The organism is Leptolyngbya sp. AN10 (assembly GCF_050565645.1).
Lineage (GTDB): Bacteria > Cyanobacteriota > Cyanobacteriia > Leptolyngbyales > Leptolyngbyaceae > Leptolyngbya.
The window spans coordinates 1-16,138 of the sequence record NZ_JBNXVP010000078.1 but is presented as its reverse complement, the minus strand read 5'-3'; the positions used below and the strand labels follow the sequence as shown (position 1 = coordinate 16,138).

The following is a 16,138-nucleotide window of genomic DNA, read 5'->3' as shown; positions in this document are numbered from 1 at the left end:
TCGATCCCACTCTGCTCCAACTTTCCAATTTTATGCTCCAGGTACGACTGTTCCTTTAATGAGTCGTGCCAAATCTCCGAAAGCTGCTTAGGTTAAAGGTTTTTGTAGTTTTGTCAGTCAACCAGCCGTTACGACTCACTCAATTTTCTCGATCGTAGAGCCGTTTTCGCTGTATCACGAACTTCTGCTTTGGGGTCACGGCTCAATTTTCTGAGAATTAGAGTAGGAGTACTCGGATTTCGAGCAACTGCTGCACGAAAGTTCTGAAACTGTTGTTCGCCCCATCGCTGAAAGAGGTGATCTGGTTGATTGAAAGCGAATGCTTGCAGGAGTGCGATCGAGGTATTACGATGTCGAGCAATCCAGAGCACAATCATCTCTGCTGCATGGATCGTGCGAGCAGACGACATTAATATCTCAAAGGTTTTCTCAGCAATTCGATCAATTACCAGTGTCGGTAATGTTTCTCGACGATCGAGCAAATCCCAATAGAGTCCTGTATCTTCTGCAAGCTTTAATAGGTGCTCTGGAGTCAAGTCAGGATGAGCAAGAATGATGTATCGTACATAGTGATTTTGATGATTGACTAACCGATCGAGAATTGCACTGGGAATTCCGCGCTGTCCTCGCATGGCATGAATAATCGCGATCGCGGTTTCCGAGACATTCGGATGCTGTAAGATTGCTTCAGTGAAATTTGAATCACTCAGATAGGCAAGTTCTTCGAGAATCGATGCAGCAGTGTCAGGATTTTGAATGAATCCACGCAGAATTCGATCAACCTTTTTAGCTGTTCCAGAGCCATCATCGTATCTTTGATAACATTCCTGAACAAATCTGACTAAAAGAGACAGTGGTGCATTTGGATTTTGCACGACCGCACAGCGAATGTCTTGATCGTCTTCCTCGAACAATTGAATGAGTTTTTCCTCATCCGTCGTCGTGCTTCGAGCTAAAGAGATCCGCACAAACTGGCTTTCTGGGTCTTCGAGCAGGAGCAGAAAGAAGACTGGATTTTCAATGATTTCATTCGGAAACTCTTCGCCCAGTTTGAGTAAACTCTCGATCGGGGTACTTGGATTCAGGGCGACAGCTCTGCGAATTTTAGCGTGATTGTCGATCGCTAATTTCGCCAGAACTTCGGGAGGGGTAGTTTCTGCCTGTGCCAGTGTAAAACGCGCTTCAAACTCTGGATTTAGGAATTCAGACATGATCGCTGAAGAATGAGTAACAATAGCGTTAGATGCCCGTGTTTTTGACTATAACCGATTCTGCTTGTGAATGATATCCAAAGTGTTATTAGTGCTTCGTTGTTGCGATTGCGGATGAAATCGCCGTTTTTCGCAACATTGGCATTGTTCGCTCGATTTATTCCAGATCCAAACTGTCCGACTGCCGCAACGGATGGGAAGGATGTGTTTTTTAATGAAACATTTTTACGATCGCTTCCCACGGCTCAACAAGATGGCGTTCTACTTCATGAAGTGCTTCATGCTGCATTGATGCACGTCTTACGTCGAGGAGTGCGTGATCCAGAACTATGGAATGTTGCAGCGGATATTGTAGTCAATGGCATGATTGCAGCACAGGAAGTGTTTGAATTGCCATCAGGAACACTCCGAGATGCAGAGTTAGAACAGTTCAATGTGGAAGAGATTTACGAACTATTGCTCAAAGAGGTAAAACGTCGTCGCTGTTTGATGCCCGATCTGCGTGAGGGAAGCGGGGGAAGCTGTGATAGTTTGTCGCAATCTCAGAAAGCAGCATTAGAAAATCATTGGCGGAATGCACTTCAACAAGCAACAGTGATGGCTCGATCGACAAAACAAGGAAACCTGCCAGCAGGAATCGATCGAGAACTTGGATTGTTAACTTCACCACAGTTAGATTGGCGCTCGTATCTCTGGCGTTATTTAGTGCAAACACCGACAGATTTTTCAGGCTTTGATCGACGATTTATCGGACGAGGCTTGTATCTCGAAAGCTTGCAGGGCGAATCAGTTCAGGTTTATGTGGCAGTCGATACGAGTGGCTCGATCGATGAACTACAACTGAGCTTATTTCTCAATGAAGTGTACGGGATTTTGAACTCGTATCCGCATCTAACTTGTGAGCTTTACTATGTGGATGCAGATGCGTATGGACCGTATGAACTAAAGCCAGACGATTCTTTGCCGCGACCCCAAGGTGGTGGAGGAACTGATTTTGTGCCGTTTTTTGAGAAAGTGAATGCTCGATGGGATGGGCAATCTCAAGCCGTCTGTGTGTATCTTACTGATGGATATGGCGACTTTCCGCCTGAAGCTCCAGAACTTCCGGTATTGTGGGTGGTGACTGCTGGAGGATTAGCATTAGAGCAGTTTCCCTTTGGCGAAGCGGTGCGCTTATTTTCAGCATGAGCATCAATTAAAAGATATCTGCGGGATCAGCCGATCGCAGTTTCCGAATTGCGATCGCGCCTGAAATCATACACATTGCGATCGTTAACAATAAAACTTGCATGGTTCGCGTTAACGTCATTGCTAACGGTAGATTCGTTGCACTTTGCGTCAAACTGTACAAAAAGATCGAAATTAGATGTCCTGGAATGAATCCTGAGATTGAGAGAATTAGCGCTTCTTCAAACACCACGCGCAATAGATAGCGATCGCGGTATCCCATTGCTTTGAGCGTGGCATATTCTGACAAGTGATCATTCACATCACTGTGGAGAATCTGATAGACAATGATAATACCAACAATAAAACCCATTCCAACACCGAGCGAGAAAATAAACCCGATCGCAGTATTGCGTCGCCAAAAATCTGCTTCAAACTGAATAAACTCTGCTTTAGTCAGAACTTGAACATCACTCGATAGTTGTGCTTTTAGCTCCTGAGCAACGATCGCTACATCATAGCTAGGTTTAAGTAGAATTCTTCCTAAGCTCACCTCGCCCGATTGTGTTCGGGGAAAGATTCGCAGAAAGTTTTGATCGCTCGTCATCACACTGCCGTCTGGACCAAAAGAAGCTCCAACTTTGTAGAGTCCAGCAAGTGTGATTTGTCTGCCTTCTAGTTCAGTTGTGACCGAGTTGCCTTGCGTGATTTGTGCGATCGCATCTCGATAGTTTCCGCGTGAAGCTCGATCAAACACCAGCATCTCTGGAAAACGCAACAAGCTGAGATTCTGATTGACTTCTGGTAGGTTGAAAGCCGATCGTGCTGGATTATAGCCAATTACCAGAATTGCAGTTTCTTCCTGAGTTTGCGGATTCTTCCACAGTCCTGGACGAATGTACATCGGTTCTGCAATTTGTACGGCTGAATGATTAGTCGCTTGAAACAAACGCCGACGTGGAAAGGTTTGCAGTGTAGTAAGATTTCGTGCAGTTGGACTAATCAAAACGAGATCAGCTTGTAACAACTGATGTAAGCGAGTATTACTGTCATACAGGGCATCTTGAAAGCCGAGTTGCATCAGCATCAAAATGTCCGCGAACGCAATTCCTAACACTGCGATCAAAAAGCGTCCTCGCTGCCGAGTTAATTGTTTCCAAGCGAGTGGAATTCTACGATTGAACATAGCTTTAGAGCATGTTTGAAAAGTATAAAAAGCGGCTTTGCTTCGTTGCAAGTTCGCCCGGAGATCAATCTCCGGGCTAATGGAGGAAACCCCGCTGAAGCGGACTCAGAGCATCATTCGGAGTTCTTAGCCCAGTTTAGTGGGCTTCCCCTGATTAGCCCGGAGATTCATTTCCGGGCGGGTGAATGCGATGAACGATTGCTTTTCAATACACCCTCTTAGAGCGTAATCGCAACATTCACTTGAGCATTCGTTAGACCACTTACACCCTGACTCGCAGTGGGATCTAGACGAATTTTTACTTCGATCACTCTGGCATCAGTCGCAGCAGTCGGATCAGTATCTAAAACATCACGTTTTGCAACTTGAACTCCAATACGATCGACAATTCCATTCAACTGTCCCTCGAAGGTATTGCCCGGACTGGTAATGGTTGCCGATTGACCTGCTTTAATCTTGCGAATATCACTTTCATAAACTTCAGCCGTAATGTACATTTGCTCAGTCTGTCCAAACTCAGCAATACCATTTGTTCCAACAGTTTCGCCTGTTCGGGCGTGAACTCGTAAGATTCGACCTGCTTTGGGAGCACGAATATAAGCAAGATCTAATTCAGTTCTGACTCGCTGAAGCGTTGCGATCGCGCCATTCACTTCAGCTTGTGCGGCAACAATATCGGTTGGACGAATTTCTGCCACTTGAGTAACAGTTGCTTTCGCTTCCTCAGTACTGGCTGCTAAAGTCCGTTGGGTTTGCTCGAATGTTGCTTTTGCTTCATTTAATTGTTGTTGAGCCGTTTGCTGAGCAAGTCTTCGACTATCAAGCAGAGAGGCAGAAATTGCACCTTGTTGGTAAAGTGCGACATGCCGACGATACTCGACTTCCGCATTCTGTAGAGCAGCATTCAGTCGTTTGATCGTGGCTTGCTGAGTTTGCACGGCTCCTTTAAGTTCTGCTTCTGCTCGATTCACTGCTGCTTGACGGGCTGAAATTTCACCTTGTCTTGCTCCAGAGCGGACTTGAGCTAAACGAGCTTGAGCGATCGAGACTTGAGTTTCAGCTTCTCGTAGACTTGCTGCTAAACGATCGCGTGAATCTAAAATGGCAATCACTTGACCTGCTTGAACTCGATCGCCTTCAGAGACGAAGAGTTCCTTGATGCGGCTTCCGGTTCCTGACATTGCTGGAGCAGAGACTCGAATCACTTCTCCATCTGGCTCAATCCGTCCGAGTGCGTTGATGGTTGTAATGCTCGATCGAGGAGTTTCTGCTGGCGGTTGCGATCGCTGAAATCGCGTGAAATAGAGAACGCCTCCGCCCATTAATGCGACTGAAGTGAGTCCGATCGCGATAGTCGATCGCAGATTAGAAAACACCTGCAATGGTTTTTGTGCCATAGTCAAATTCCTAAACACCAGATACAGAGAATAGATGGCTGAAATACTACAGCGATCGCTCCTCGATGTGAGCAACAACGAACACAGGTGATAGAGCTTGGAGATGAACTCAACAAATTGTACTCATCTAGTTGAGTATGTCATCTAGGGTAGACTAGGTTTACAAAAACTGTCAACGTAATTTTTTCGATGGCTCTGACTCACGCAATTCTGGCATTTCTGATTAAGCAACCTGCAAGCGGCTATGATCTCGCGAAAAAGTTCAATGCGGATTTTGCTCAGTTCTGGAAAGCTTCTCAACAGCAGGTGTATCGCGATTTGACAAAATTAGAAAGCCAAGGATTGATTGCGAGTGAAGTTGTTCCTCGTGAGGGAGTGTTTGATAAAAAACTCTATTCGATTACCGAAGCAGGCAAGCAATTCTTAAAGTCGTGGATGCTACAACCCTGCGATCCTGCTGTGGTGCGTGAGGAATTGTTGCTGAAAATGATGGCAGGAGAATTGGTTTCGCTCCAAGTATTGCGGGATGAAGTCGATCGACATCGATGGTTACATTCAGAAGTGCTGCAACGCTATGAGCAAATCGAGCGCGACTGCTATCAAGAACAGCCTTTATCAACTGGTCTGCAACTGCGATACTTAGCACTAAAACGAGGCATTCGGTATGAGCGGGACTGGATCGAGTGGTGTGATGAAGCGATAGACACGATCGCAGCGATCGTTCAAAATAGCGATACTTTCTAGAGACTAAGGAATGTGAATTTAATAAACTCCGAACCTTTGCCTAGCGAATAGAATTCGCAGCTAGACAAACGAAGTCCGCCTCACGCGGACTAACAGCCAGTTTCTTAATCCGCAGTGGCGGGTTTTGTCTATCTAGTCGCGAATTCTATTCGCCGGACTGATTCAATTCACGATCCTAAGCTCGTAATCGATACCCAACTCCTCTGACCGTTTCGATTAGGTCACTTCCTAACTTCTTGCGGAGTTGCTTCACATAGGCATCTACAATATTAGAACCAGGATCATAGTCATAGCCCCAGACGCGGTTCAACAGTTGTTCACGGCTCATGACCTGCATCGGATGGCGTAGGAAAATTTCCGCAAGTGCGAATTCTTTCGTAGACATTTCAATCAGTTGAGTGCCCAACCAGACTTGTCGTGCTAGTAAATCTAGAACAATGTCACCCGCCTGAATCGTTGTTTCTTTGCTATTTTTGGTGTTAGCAATCACATTATCTCGCAGTTGAACTCGCACTCTTGCCAGTAGTTCACTAAACTCAAACGGCTTAGTCACGTAATCATTCGCACCACTTTCTAAAGCAGTGACCGTATCTTCGACTTCATCCTGAGCGGTGAGGATAATAATTCGCAATCGCTCTCCTCGTCCGCGCACTTCCTCTAGTACTTGCCAACCATCTTTACCCGGAAGTCCTAGATCTAGAATTAGTAGATCAAAAGCATCACTCCGAGCCATTGCGATCGCTTCGAGTCCATTTTTCGCGATCGTGGTTGTGAATCCGCTTGCACGAAAGCCTTTTTCGAGAAACGCAGCAATCCGAGCTTCGTCTTCAGCAATTAACAATCGATTCATGGCATTTTCTTGGGCGATAAGGGCTGTCGAATCGGAACAATCGGTCGGACTGGAAGACTCGTATCGAGACGTTGCTGCGGCAAGATGACAGTAAAAGTTGCTCCTTCTCCTAAACGACTAAAGAGTTCGATCGTTCCACCATGCGCTTTAATCAGAGCTTGTACGATCGAGAGTCCTAAGCCTGCTCCTTCCGATCGTCGTTCACTGTCTGACCCACGAGTAAAGCGATCGAAGATGCGCTCTTGATCTTCGAGAGAAACCCCTTCTCCGGTATCGCGCACCCAAAACTGAACAGTGCCATTAATCATTGCAGAACCGATCGCGATCGTGTCTCCGGTCTGTGTGTATTGTGTCGCATTCTGAGCCAAATTCATCATCACCTGCGTGAGACGTTGACGATCGCAGACAATTTCTCCTCTACCGATCGCTTCTAGTTTCCAGTTCCGAGGAGCTAACCCTCGCGCTTTGGCAAACAGTTCCTGAGTAAAAGAGTCGAGATCAACAGCACTGGGACGTAGGAAGTTAGGACGTTCGGCACGCATCAACAAGAGTAAGTCATTCACAAAGCGATTCATCCGTTTTAGTTCATCGCGCACTAGAGCAACGGTCGCTTGGCGTTCTTCGGGATCATCGCCCAAGAGTTCTAAGTGTCCCTGAATAATCGTGATTGGTGTTCGGAGTTCGTGACTGACATCTTTGATAAATTCTTGTTGACTGGTGAAAGCAGCTTGCAAGCGATCGAGCATTTGATTAAAGGTGAGCGTTAGATCCGCAATCTCATCGGTTCCTTGAACACTCATGCGCTTTGACAGGTCGGTTTCTGTGATCATCTGAGCAGTTTCGCTTAGTTGACGCAACGGAGCAAGAATTCGTCCTGCTGTGAACCATGCGATCGCGCCAAACAAAATCATCATTGCGATCGTGACTTGAACAACGATCGCTAAGGTTGTTTCGCCCATTTGATAGCGTATAGTCGCATCACACAGACCCACGACGATCGCATTCCGCTGTCCAGGAATTTGAATCGACTGCACGACCCGAATAATGTAATCTTCCTGCATAGTAGATCGAGTAGTGCTTTGTGCCCATTGCAGAATTTGGTCAGGATTCTCACGCAGAACGGGCGGTAATTTTGTCGATCGAGCCAAGTAGAGTTGATTCTCTATAACTATAATCAGAGATTCATTGGGGTCGTTCACTTGACTTTGCGTAAACTGTTCCAGTGTATCAGCCAGAACATTAGGTGTTAGTTCAGATGGATTGGTTTGAGCAATTCGCTGTTCTAACGTGCTAATGTTTCGCTGCAATCGTTGTCCAGCTTGATGCTGTTCGAGTTCGCAAAAAATCTTGAAGGTCGCCCAGACGGAAATGAGAGTAATACAAAGGGTGAGGAGAAAGTACCACACGAGCAAGCGCGATCGTACTCCGGCAAATGTGCCGCCCCACTCTCTTAGTTGTTTCATTCGGAGCCGCTTCGGTTTAAAACTGTTGTTTCTCATAATCCGCGCTTGTTGCAAACTATCTCACTGCCATCGTGTCAAGGATGCGTAACCGGGTACACATCCTTAATTTGCTCGATCGTTGTCATAGAAACCAGTGAATCCCAGTAATCAGATAGAATCCACCTGCCAGCATTAATGCGGCACTACCAACCCGAATTACCCAATCTGATTTCCCTAGAATAACGCGACTTTGCTTCACTAATCCCGCATACAAGCTGGCAAAAAAGATAACGGCAGTGTAACCCAATCCATAACTCATCAACGTGACTACGCTAATTAACTGAGATCCTGTTGCTGCTGCTGCCGCAATCACCGCAAATAGCACAGGACTAGAGCAAGGAGAACTGACCAGCGCAAATGTTAGTCCAATACCATAAGGTCCTGCTGCTGATACAGACGCTTTCGGTTGCGGCAAAGGCAGATGAATGATTCCCGCAAAACTTAGTCCCATTACCAAAATAATTGGCCCAACTACAACGTTGAAGTATCCTCGATAATCAACAAGAACTGCGGCTGCAAATGACGCGAACAATCCGAACAAGCTGAACACAGTAACTACACCCAAAACGAACAATCCAGCTTTATTAAATGCGGCTCGACGCGAGGTAATTTTAAGCGTTCCAATATAGCTAAGATTGACAGGCAGTAAGGACAGAATACAAGGCGAGATACTTGCAATCAATCCACCCACGAATGCTAAAGGCACAAGAACGATTGGATTACTCAGATTTTGCTGTTCTAACCATTGCTGATAAGGTGCTTGAATGTGTCCGACTAGCTCAGTGAGATAGAGATACAAGCCAGAAAGATGTGGAGCAATGAAAGCAAGCGCGATCGCACCAAGAAACAGTCCGCTATAAAAGAGCGCCTTGGATGTGAAGGGCAATTTACGCGGTTTCTTTGGGGGCATCGGGTCTACTGTTAAGGACGAATTCGGAGTACGTTGAGATGTCATGGCGGTTTCTCCTGATAGATATGGAATTGGCAAAATTCAGTCAGTGGGGGCGAAGCAGTGCTGAGAAGAACATTGCTCCAATGCTTCGCCCGAATGATTCACTTAAACAACCTGCTGCACTAAGTTCGTGTAATGCTGCTTCGGTTGCAAGCCCACCAATCTTCCAATCTCTTGTTCTTGCTGGAACAAGACAACTGTGGGAACGCTGCGGACATCGAGTTCGATCGCTAATTCTGGTTCTTCAGTAATGTCAATTTCGATCAGATGTAACTGCTCCGCGTGGGTTCGTGCCAGTTGCTCTAAAACAGGTTTGAGCGTGTTACAACCGCCACAATGCGGAGCAACAAATTTCGCCAGGATCGGTTTTTCAGATTGTTGTTGAAGTAAGGACAATGCAGACTGTGATGTTTGAATCATGATAGGCTCCGTTGATTTGAAAGGGAAGGTTAAGGACGACACACTAGGAACGAGCACTGACACGCTCGATCGCTCTTTCAATGCCATTCACATAGTCTTGCTGGTTGAAGTTGTAGCGAAACTGAGTCAGAACTTGACCGTTACTCGGATTGATGATGGCAACTGCTGAGGTTTGACCACGATGGGCTGCGAGAAAATCGCTTAACCCTAATTCTCTGGCTCTCGCTTCTGCGGCTTGGGTTGTGGAACGGTTCGTGACATCAAAGATGACGAAATTTGCTCGACCATTGAACTGCTGCTGCAATGATTCGGTCACGGGTCGGAGACGTTGGCAAGCTGGACACCAATCCGCGTAGATTTTAACGATCGTGGGTTTGCCTTGCAGTTGAGCCGCGAGTTTATTATTTGAAGCTTGAGCAACCGTGGCAGATCGATTGTCAGAGGTTTCCATTGTTTGAGAAACTTGAGTGCTGTCTGTCGCACGTTGTCCAGCATTAGACAGGAAAGAGTACCCCGCCACAGATGCGACCCCTACGACACTGATACCCATTAGTAGAATTGACTTGAAATGATTTCTCATGATTTCCTCCAGAATTAGTAGATCTAAGGTTTCGTTTGCCTTACAGTTACTAATTTCGTCGAGCTACATGATGCCTAAATGAAAAAACCATGAAAAAAAATTCATGATTCTGCCTGAGTTTGCTTAAATTGGGGTAGATGTATGGTTATCGTTGTTCCTGAAATTGCATCTGACTGGATCTTTAACTCGCCGTTGTGCGCTTCAATGATTCGTTTGACGATCGCTAATCCTAATCCTGTCCCGCAAGGCTTCGTCGTGTAAAAAGGCTGAGTTAACTTCGAGAGTTCATCCGGTGGAATCGGTTGCCCCCGATTGTGAACTTGAATACAAACGTAGGAAGGCGAGGGAATGACGGAACAAGTAATTTGATCGCCAGGTTCGATCGCTTCACTCGCGTTGCTAATCAAATTGATCATGACTTGCTTGAGACGATTGCTATCTCCTAGAATCATGCAGGACGACGCTGCTGGAATAAATTTGAGAGATTGCCCTTGCCGCAGTGGAATCGGCTCGATCAACGGAAAGATTTCTTCTATCCATTGATTGATTTCGAGTTGTGCTAACTTCAAGCGTTGAGACTTGCTGTAGAGCAGAATTTCGTTTAGCAATTTCTTGAGTCGTTCAGCTTCTTCTAGAACGATCGCTAATCGAGCTTGAGTTGTTTCAGAGCGATCGAGTTGTTGCAAGTCTCGCAGTTCTAGAAAAATCGTCGTCAAGGGATTGCGGATTTCGTGAACAATCATGGCAGTCAACTCACCAATTTCTGCAAGTCGAGTCATTGTTTGTTCTGCTTGCTTTCGAGTTGAAATTGCTTGCATCACATTTTGGTGCATCTGAAAGAATGCAGCAATCACCTCACCTAATTCGTCCTGTCGTTGCAGTTGTACTACTTCAAATTCTGGTGATTCTTGATCTTGAGCGATCGCTGTTCCCGCTTTTAATAAATCGCTTCTAAGCGTGAGAATTGGTGTAATCAAAATTCGTTCTAAGCCAATCATGGTTGCGATCGTGACAAACGCCCCAATTAGAAAAACTGTTCCGGCAAACTGCTGAGAAGTATGCAACATCTCGTATCGCACTGATGTGACATCATGCCGCAAAATCAATACATTGTTTGATGCTTTCAGAGCGATCGCTTCGTCATATCTCGCCTCGATCGGGCTGTAGATATCGATCGTATTTTGCTGGTAGTTCTTAAACAAAAGCTGTGGCGCTTCACCAAATTGACGAATCATTGTTCCGTCTGCTTGATATAGCACTCCGCCAATAATGTGAGAATCAACCGAGAGCTTCTGGATTTGTTCAATCTTGAAGTCTGCCGAATCAATTGTACGAACTAGCTCAACTGCTTTGTCGATCGTAATAGTTCTGAGTTGACCGAGTAGCTCTTGTTGACGGAGGTTAAGTGAGACAATGAGTAGCAGAATCTCAGCGACTAAAATACTAATAAACACCCAAAGCACAATGCGCTGGGATAACCGCGATCGGAATAAAGCATAAAGGGATTGAAGAAGACCAGCCACAGGATCTAATCTCCATAAGTGATAAAACAACTAGCAAAACTTTGACCTGACTGAAATACAATCAATGCTATAGCAATCCTATGTGAGTTGTGAACGCTTCTAAAGCCCCCTAAATTCCCCATTCTGGGGGACTTTGAGCCAGAAAAATTGCTCCAATTCTAAGCAGATTCAGAGTTCAAAGTCCCCCAAATTTGGGGGATTTAGGGGGCACGATCAATCTTGCATTCACGACTAATTTAGGACTGCTATAGAAGAATGCTAGTTCAACCCTAGCCGACCTTTTCAGGAAACATCTTTTCGATTGTTGCCGTGTTTTAGCTGAATCTTGTGGTGAATCCATCATTTGCAAGAATCAGATAAATTTAGCAAAAATCGAGAAGACACACATCTCAGTATTCGCTAGGTTCAGAATAGTTCTGTGCGATCGAGGGGTCTGCTGTGTTGTTAGAAGGAAAAGTAGCGCTAATTGCTGGAAACGCGACGGAGATTGGACAAGCGACTGCGATCGCGATGTCAGTTGCAGGCGCAAGCGTGGTAATTGGCGATTATGAGATTGATCCTTGGATCTGCACGATCGCGACGATTCGATCGACGGGGGCACAGGTTCTATTTCATCCCACTGATGTCACGGTAGCAAGAACAGTCAGGGCGCTTGTGGCGAAAATTGCGACTGTTTTTGGTCGGCTCGATGTTGCGTTTAACAATACTTGCCTGAATGCGTCACGGGTGCCCCTTGCAGAACAAGAAGAATTTGAAGTCTTGGTGTGATTGATCACAATCTCAATGGGCTGTGGCTTTGTCTTAAGTATGAGATTGAGCAGATGTTGAAAGGTGAGGGCGGCGCGATCGTGAATCATAGTTCAATTTTTGGGTTAACGGGCAGTGTTAACGATGCGATCTATGTCAGCACTAAACACGCAGTCACAGGACTGACCAAAGCGGCAGCACTCGATTATGCTCAACAAGGAATTCGCGTGAATGCCGTTGCTCCTAGTCCCAATTTTGACCTGATGCCGATAGGACGATCGGTAAAACCGCAGGACGTTGCAAACGCGATCGTATGGCTGTGTTCAGATCAATCGTCTTTTATTACAGAACACACGTTACCGATCGATGGTGGATTCACAGCGCAGTAATTCTTAGTTTCTGCGGTATGCTTTTGGGGTCGTGCCTGTGATTTTACGAAAATGCTGTGTCATCTGGCTTTGACTCGTGAAGCCTCAGTCTAGAGCAATTTGAGCGATCGCTTTATCGGGTTGTTTGATCAATAACCGTTTAGCAGTTTCAATTCGTTGTTGCAGCACATACTGATAGGGTGCGATTCCCATCGACTGTTTGAACAATCGACAAAAATAATATTGACTCATGCCTAACTGATTAGCTGCGTCCTGTAGTTTGAAGTCACCGCTCAGATGGTCGTTGATAAAGTCGATCGCGGTTTGAAGCTGAGTGTACGATAAACCATCACTAAACGATCGTAGAGTTGGTGTCTGAGTGCAATAGTTACGGAGTAAATGAATTAAGAATTGGTTCGCAAGGGATTCTGTATAGAGTTTGCCACCAAGACTATTGCTGTACATTTCACTACGAAAAGCGGTCGCGATCGCGGCAAGTTGATTATCGTAAGTATGCAAAATTGGACGCAATTCGATGCGCTCTGGATACAAACAATCATTCTCGGCTGCGACTTGCTGAAGCTGCTGGGGATCAATGTAAAAACTAGCGGTTTCATCTGCTTGCTCACATTCCCAGTAGCAGAATGCAGGCACTTGAGCAGGCAGCAAAAAGATGCTTCCTGGCGACAGTGCGCCATCGTACTCATGCCCATCAATGCGAGTAACCTGGCGCAAATTTCTATTAAAGTGGAACGCTAACATGTCATCTGCACAACCGTTCGAGACATCCACTTCGCTAGAAGCCTGGAATTCATGCCTAACCACCAATCCTCGATCGCTGATCGTTCTGCTCTCCTGAATCCAGTCTTGGGGCACAATCTCCGACCAAGTAGCTGAGGATTGCTGAGACACAATGCTATCCATCGACTTCACTCCATTGATGCTGAAATCTTTCAGGCATTGTTCTACATTATCCCAACTGACGCAGAAAAACCTTGATTCAAATCAAGATAGAGAAGTTTTTTTTGGAAAATTCTAAGATTCTCGGAGTGTGATAGTTCGATTTACTCGATCGATTACGCCTTCGTCCTGAAGTTGCCTCAGCGTTCGCGAAAATACCTCTGGGCTGATCCCCAAATCGCCTGCAATCGATCGAAAAGAGCGAGTCAACTGAATCCGCGATCGCTCTGGTTCACCCACAAGCGGAATCATGTTTTGCAAGTAGCGCAGCACCCGTTCCCGCGCCGATCTCAGACTTCTCAACTCCAGAATAATTTTCGTAATGTGCAGCCGTCGTGCCATTTGTGACATTGACCTTGCCGATAGTTCACTGTTTCGACGTAGTTCTGCTAGAAATGCAGTAGTTGGAATGGCTGCAATTCGAGATCGACGTTCAGCGATCGCAGTACACGCATAGTTATCTAAGAACAGCACTACTTCCGAAAAGAATTCTCCTGCTTCGATTCGATAATGGTCTACTGCCTTTCCTGCGCTGGTATAGTGCAGCAGTCTTACTTGTCCACTATCGAGAAAATAGAGCAAGTCAGCAGGTTCGCCTTCGCGAAAAATGACTTGCCCTTGCGGAACTGTTTGCCAGTTGAGTAACGTTTGCAATTCTGTAGACAGTTGTTCGATCATGGATGCTTCGGAAATTCATTGAAAACTTCGAGGATCGATAGAGACATTCCCGCAGAACATCTCTATCAACACTTCAATCGATTAGTCGTCGAGCGATGAGAGTTTGGTTTCCACAGTGCGGATGAAACCTGAATCGGAGAGCGTATCGGGCGAAAGTTGTCCTTGTGCGATCGCGACTCTCACCAAACCTTCAGCCGTAACTCGCCCGGTTACATAAGCATGATGCAATTGAGCAGAACTCGGAATGCCTTGATTGATGTAGCTGCCCCGAAAAGCGGACGATACCAAGCCATTTGGTGTGAGTTGTACCAAAGTCGAACGATTCAGTGTGGAAGAAACGACGGCTGTTTTCTGTTCGATCGATGATTCAGCAAACGCAGCAGGAGCCACAAAACCAGAAATAGCGAGAACAGACAGAGCAGAAAGAATGATGCGTTTCATAGTAGACCTCCGAAAGAGTTAGGGTGTGTTGTAAGGTTCGTTTGCCTTACACTCCTACTTTCGGCGTTGGGCGTGAATGCCAAATGAATGAACTATGAAAGTTTTTTCATGGATCAATGGCTCAATCAAGCTAAATAACTGCTCGCTGCTCTGCTGCATCAAGAACACTAGACTTCTTGCGTGAATCCGAAATGCCCACCGAATGGAATTCGCCCAGGCATCCACGCAAGAAGCCTACTGTCCCGCGCTGAGATTCACTGAACAATAGCTTCATTTACCTAACTTGTTTTAGGCAAATCGCTCCGCCAAGAGTAATCTTGCACTCCATCCAGCATAGTTAATCGGCAAAGGCAGGAGCAGGGTCGATAAAGATGCGGTAGTCCGCAATTTTGCTGTCTTGCAAGCGCAGAGTACTTGTACAGGGCAACGTGACTATTTTGCTGTTTGGAAAAGTGTAGGTCACGATCGCTTCTACACTCACCACGTCTCCTTTTTCCCAGGTTCCCTGCCAGATGCCTTGTAAATCATGCTCGATCGCACTGAAGCGTTGAGCCGCTTGGGTGAAAGCTGCATGAATCGCAGGAATGCCCACGAGCGCAGACGCATTGCCCATTTGCAGTCGAACATCTGGGTGCATAAAGCGGACGATCGCATCAGGTTGGCGAGAATCCACGATCGCAAAGAATTGCTTTGCCCATAGTGCATTATCCATCGAGGTCATCTGGCGCTAAAGTTTTTAGGTATTGTTAATGGGTACGTTAAAAGCTTGGGAAACGAGAATCGGATTAAAGTACTCGGTATACTCCTGAATCAATCCATCCTTAAACCGGAAGATTCCAACATAGTCATTTTGATAGCGCCCACCCGCCCGGATCTCGATATCACCCCGGAATTGGACAAATAGTACATTGGGATTTTCAGTAGGATAGATAGTGCGCGGAAAGGACATCTTACTAAACAGTTTCGGCAATGAACTATATTGCTTGTAGATTCCTTCTCGCCCATCAAAGCTTTTCGGAAAGTTGCCAAAGGCATAAGGCATGACTTGTCGAGCATCTTGGGCAAAGATTTCTCGCAGCACTTCAAATTGTCCGGTTTCCAGTGCCCTGAAGTAAGCTTCTACAGCTTCTTGATTCGTTCGTTTCGTCTTTGCTTGAGTAGCTTTGCCCAAATTTGTGCAACCCATTGTTGCGCCGAATCCTAATAAAGCCAATCCACCTTTCACAATCGATCGACGATCCAACCACGTCTTTCTATTCATCGGTTCACTCCAATTTTCAAGGAATTAACTAGGGCTTGCTGAGGAAGTCTAAGAAGCTTTCTAGGACTGAATTTCAGCGGGATAAATTGCTGATAAAATGCAAGATAAAGCACTATAAACCGTGCAAAAACCTTGCATCTGATTTTACTAT

The 16,138-nt window shown here is 45.9% G+C and carries 18 protein-coding genes and 1 pseudogene; 4 read left to right on the top strand and 15 right to left on the bottom strand.

Translation table 11 applies throughout. The features are described 5' to 3' along the window. Positions 1-128 precede the first annotated feature (128 nt). Complete coding sequence (locus ACQ4M5_RS40825; protein WP_430681526.1) at positions 129-1,211, bottom strand: hypothetical protein; 1,083 nt, start codon at positions 1,209-1,211, stop codon at positions 129-131. Positions 1,212-1,277: 66 nt separating this feature from the next. Between ACQ4M5_RS40825 and ACQ4M5_RS40820 the strand changes: the two genes are divergently transcribed. Further along, positions 1,278-2,399, top strand: coding sequence for a vWA domain-containing protein (locus tag ACQ4M5_RS40820; protein ID WP_430681525.1), 1,122 nt, complete (start codon positions 1,278-1,280; stop codon positions 2,397-2,399). 7 nt (positions 2,400-2,406) lie between these two features. Here ACQ4M5_RS40820 and devC read toward each other — a convergent pair whose 3' ends face one another. Together devC and ACQ4M5_RS40810 are read right to left on the bottom strand one after the other, a co-directional pair. Further along, positions 2,407-3,564 (bottom strand): ABC transporter permease DevC, encoded by a 1,158-nt coding sequence (gene devC / locus ACQ4M5_RS40815; protein ID WP_430681524.1) that lies wholly within the window; start codon positions 3,562-3,564, stop codon positions 2,407-2,409. Between the two features lie 218 nt (positions 3,565-3,782). Next, on the bottom strand, positions 3,783-4,961 hold the full coding sequence (locus ACQ4M5_RS40810; RefSeq protein ID WP_430681523.1) for an ABC exporter membrane fusion protein: 1,179 nt from the start codon (positions 4,959-4,961) through the stop codon (positions 3,783-3,785). A gap of 189 nt (positions 4,962-5,150) precedes the next feature. Between ACQ4M5_RS40810 and ACQ4M5_RS40805 the strand changes: the two genes are divergently transcribed. Further along, positions 5,151-5,705, top strand: coding sequence for a PadR family transcriptional regulator (locus tag ACQ4M5_RS40805; protein ID WP_430681522.1), 555 nt, complete (start codon positions 5,151-5,153; stop codon positions 5,703-5,705). Between the two features lie 175 nt (positions 5,706-5,880). On the opposite strand, the gene ACQ4M5_RS40800 is transcribed toward ACQ4M5_RS40805, so the two are convergent. The 6 genes from ACQ4M5_RS40800 to ACQ4M5_RS40775 form a co-directional block, all read right to left on the bottom strand. Next, entirely contained in the window at positions 5,881-6,555 is a 675-nt protein-coding gene (locus ACQ4M5_RS40800) for a response regulator transcription factor (protein WP_430681521.1), read from the bottom strand. Next, entirely contained in the window at positions 6,552-8,018 is a 1,467-nt protein-coding gene (locus ACQ4M5_RS40795) for a sensor histidine kinase (RefSeq protein ID WP_430681520.1), read from the bottom strand. The genes ACQ4M5_RS40800 and ACQ4M5_RS40795 overlap by 4 nt, the downstream gene beginning before the upstream one ends. A 121-nt stretch (positions 8,019-8,139) precedes the next feature. Continuing rightward, complete coding sequence (locus ACQ4M5_RS40790; RefSeq protein ID WP_430681519.1) at positions 8,140-9,012, bottom strand: cytochrome c biogenesis protein CcdA; 873 nt, start codon at positions 9,010-9,012, stop codon at positions 8,140-8,142. Positions 9,013-9,114: 102 nt separating this feature from the next. Continuing rightward, entirely contained in the window at positions 9,115-9,429 is a 315-nt protein-coding gene (locus ACQ4M5_RS40785; protein WP_430681518.1) for a thioredoxin family protein, read from the bottom strand. Positions 9,430-9,472: 43 nt separating this feature from the next. Beyond that, positions 9,473-10,009 (bottom strand): thioredoxin domain-containing protein, encoded by a 537-nt coding sequence (locus ACQ4M5_RS40780; RefSeq protein WP_430681517.1) that lies wholly within the window; start codon positions 10,007-10,009, stop codon positions 9,473-9,475. Between the two features lie 101 nt (positions 10,010-10,110). Next, a complete protein-coding gene (locus ACQ4M5_RS40775) occupies positions 10,111-11,532 on the bottom strand; it encodes a sensor histidine kinase (RefSeq protein ID WP_430681516.1) in 1,422 nt (473 codons plus the stop codon). 438 nt (positions 11,533-11,970) lie between these two features. On the opposite strand from ACQ4M5_RS40775, the gene ACQ4M5_RS40770 reads away from it, so the two are divergent. Both ACQ4M5_RS40770 and ACQ4M5_RS40765 read left to right on the top strand, forming a co-directional pair. Further along, positions 11,971-12,300, top strand: coding sequence for an SDR family NAD(P)-dependent oxidoreductase (locus ACQ4M5_RS40770; RefSeq protein WP_430681515.1), 330 nt, complete (start codon positions 11,971-11,973; stop codon positions 12,298-12,300). Next, positions 12,297-12,668 carry an SDR family oxidoreductase gene (locus ACQ4M5_RS40765; RefSeq protein ID WP_430681514.1) on the top strand — a complete coding sequence of 124 codons (372 nt, stop codon included), beginning with the start codon at positions 12,297-12,299 and terminating at the stop codon, positions 12,666-12,668. The genes ACQ4M5_RS40770 and ACQ4M5_RS40765 overlap by 4 nt, the downstream gene beginning before the upstream one ends. A 3-nt stretch (positions 12,669-12,671) precedes the next feature. Here ACQ4M5_RS40765 and ACQ4M5_RS40760 read toward each other — a convergent pair. The 6 genes and pseudogenes from ACQ4M5_RS40760 to ACQ4M5_RS40735 all read right to left on the bottom strand — a co-directional run. Continuing rightward, positions 12,672-12,743, bottom strand: a pseudogene (locus ACQ4M5_RS40760) (hypothetical protein); the annotation flags it as partial. A gap of 9 nt (positions 12,744-12,752) precedes the next feature. Then, positions 12,753-13,571: a helix-turn-helix transcriptional regulator gene (locus ACQ4M5_RS40755; RefSeq protein WP_430681513.1), complete on the bottom strand. Its 819-nt coding sequence runs from the start codon at positions 13,569-13,571 to the stop codon at positions 12,753-12,755. 111 nt (positions 13,572-13,682) lie between these two features. After that, positions 13,683-14,285: a Crp/Fnr family transcriptional regulator gene (locus tag ACQ4M5_RS40750; protein WP_430681512.1), complete on the bottom strand. Its 603-nt coding sequence runs from the start codon at positions 14,283-14,285 to the stop codon at positions 13,683-13,685. Between the two features lie 81 nt (positions 14,286-14,366). Next, positions 14,367-14,726, bottom strand: coding sequence for a hypothetical protein (locus tag ACQ4M5_RS40745; protein ID WP_430681511.1), 360 nt, complete (start codon positions 14,724-14,726; stop codon positions 14,367-14,369). 337 nt (positions 14,727-15,063) lie between these two features. Further along, positions 15,064-15,447, bottom strand: a complete 384-nt coding sequence (locus ACQ4M5_RS40740; RefSeq protein ID WP_430681510.1) for a nuclear transport factor 2 family protein — start codon at positions 15,445-15,447, stop codon at positions 15,064-15,066. 15 nt (positions 15,448-15,462) lie between these two features. Beyond that, a complete protein-coding gene (locus ACQ4M5_RS40735; protein ID WP_430681509.1) occupies positions 15,463-15,987 on the bottom strand; it encodes a nuclear transport factor 2 family protein in 525 nt (174 codons plus the stop codon). Positions 15,988-16,138 lie beyond the last annotated feature (151 nt).

Excerpts from the sequence above, each read along its gene's own strand:
- ACQ4M5_RS40825 (WP_430681526.1), bottom strand. The coding sequence starts at position 1,211 with ATGTCTGAATTCCTAAATCCAGAGTTTGAAGCGCGTTTTACACTGGCA.
- devC (WP_430681524.1), bottom strand. The coding sequence starts at position 3,564 with ATGTTCAATCGTAGAATTCCACTCGCTTGGAAACAATTAACTCGGCAG.
- ACQ4M5_RS40810 (WP_430681523.1), bottom strand. The coding sequence starts at position 4,961 with ATGGCACAAAAACCATTGCAGGTGTTTTCTAATCTGCGATCGACTATC.
- ACQ4M5_RS40805 (WP_430681522.1), top strand. The coding sequence starts at position 5,151 with ATGGCTCTGACTCACGCAATTCTGGCATTTCTGATTAAGCAACCTGCA.
- ACQ4M5_RS40800 (WP_430681521.1), bottom strand. The coding sequence starts at position 6,555 with ATGAATCGATTGTTAATTGCTGAAGACGAAGCTCGGATTGCTGCGTTT.
- ACQ4M5_RS40795 (WP_430681520.1), bottom strand. The coding sequence starts at position 8,018 with ATGAAACAACTAAGAGAGTGGGGCGGCACATTTGCCGGAGTACGATCG.
- ACQ4M5_RS40790 (WP_430681519.1), bottom strand. The coding sequence starts at position 9,012 with ATGACATCTCAACGTACTCCGAATTCGTCCTTAACAGTAGACCCGATG.
- ACQ4M5_RS40785 (WP_430681518.1), bottom strand. The coding sequence starts at position 9,429 with ATGATTCAAACATCACAGTCTGCATTGTCCTTACTTCAACAACAATCT.
- ACQ4M5_RS40780 (WP_430681517.1), bottom strand. The coding sequence starts at position 10,009 with ATGAGAAATCATTTCAAGTCAATTCTACTAATGGGTATCAGTGTCGTA.
- ACQ4M5_RS40755 (WP_430681513.1), bottom strand. The coding sequence starts at position 13,571 with ATGGATAGCATTGTGTCTCAGCAATCCTCAGCTACTTGGTCGGAGATT.
- ACQ4M5_RS40750 (WP_430681512.1), bottom strand. The coding sequence starts at position 14,285 with ATGATCGAACAACTGTCTACAGAATTGCAAACGTTACTCAACTGGCAA.
- ACQ4M5_RS40745 (WP_430681511.1), bottom strand. The coding sequence starts at position 14,726 with ATGAAACGCATCATTCTTTCTGCTCTGTCTGTTCTCGCTATTTCTGGT.
- ACQ4M5_RS40740 (WP_430681510.1), bottom strand. The coding sequence starts at position 15,447 with ATGACCTCGATGGATAATGCACTATGGGCAAAGCAATTCTTTGCGATC.
- ACQ4M5_RS40735 (WP_430681509.1), bottom strand. The coding sequence starts at position 15,987 with ATGAATAGAAAGACGTGGTTGGATCGTCGATCGATTGTGAAAGGTGGA.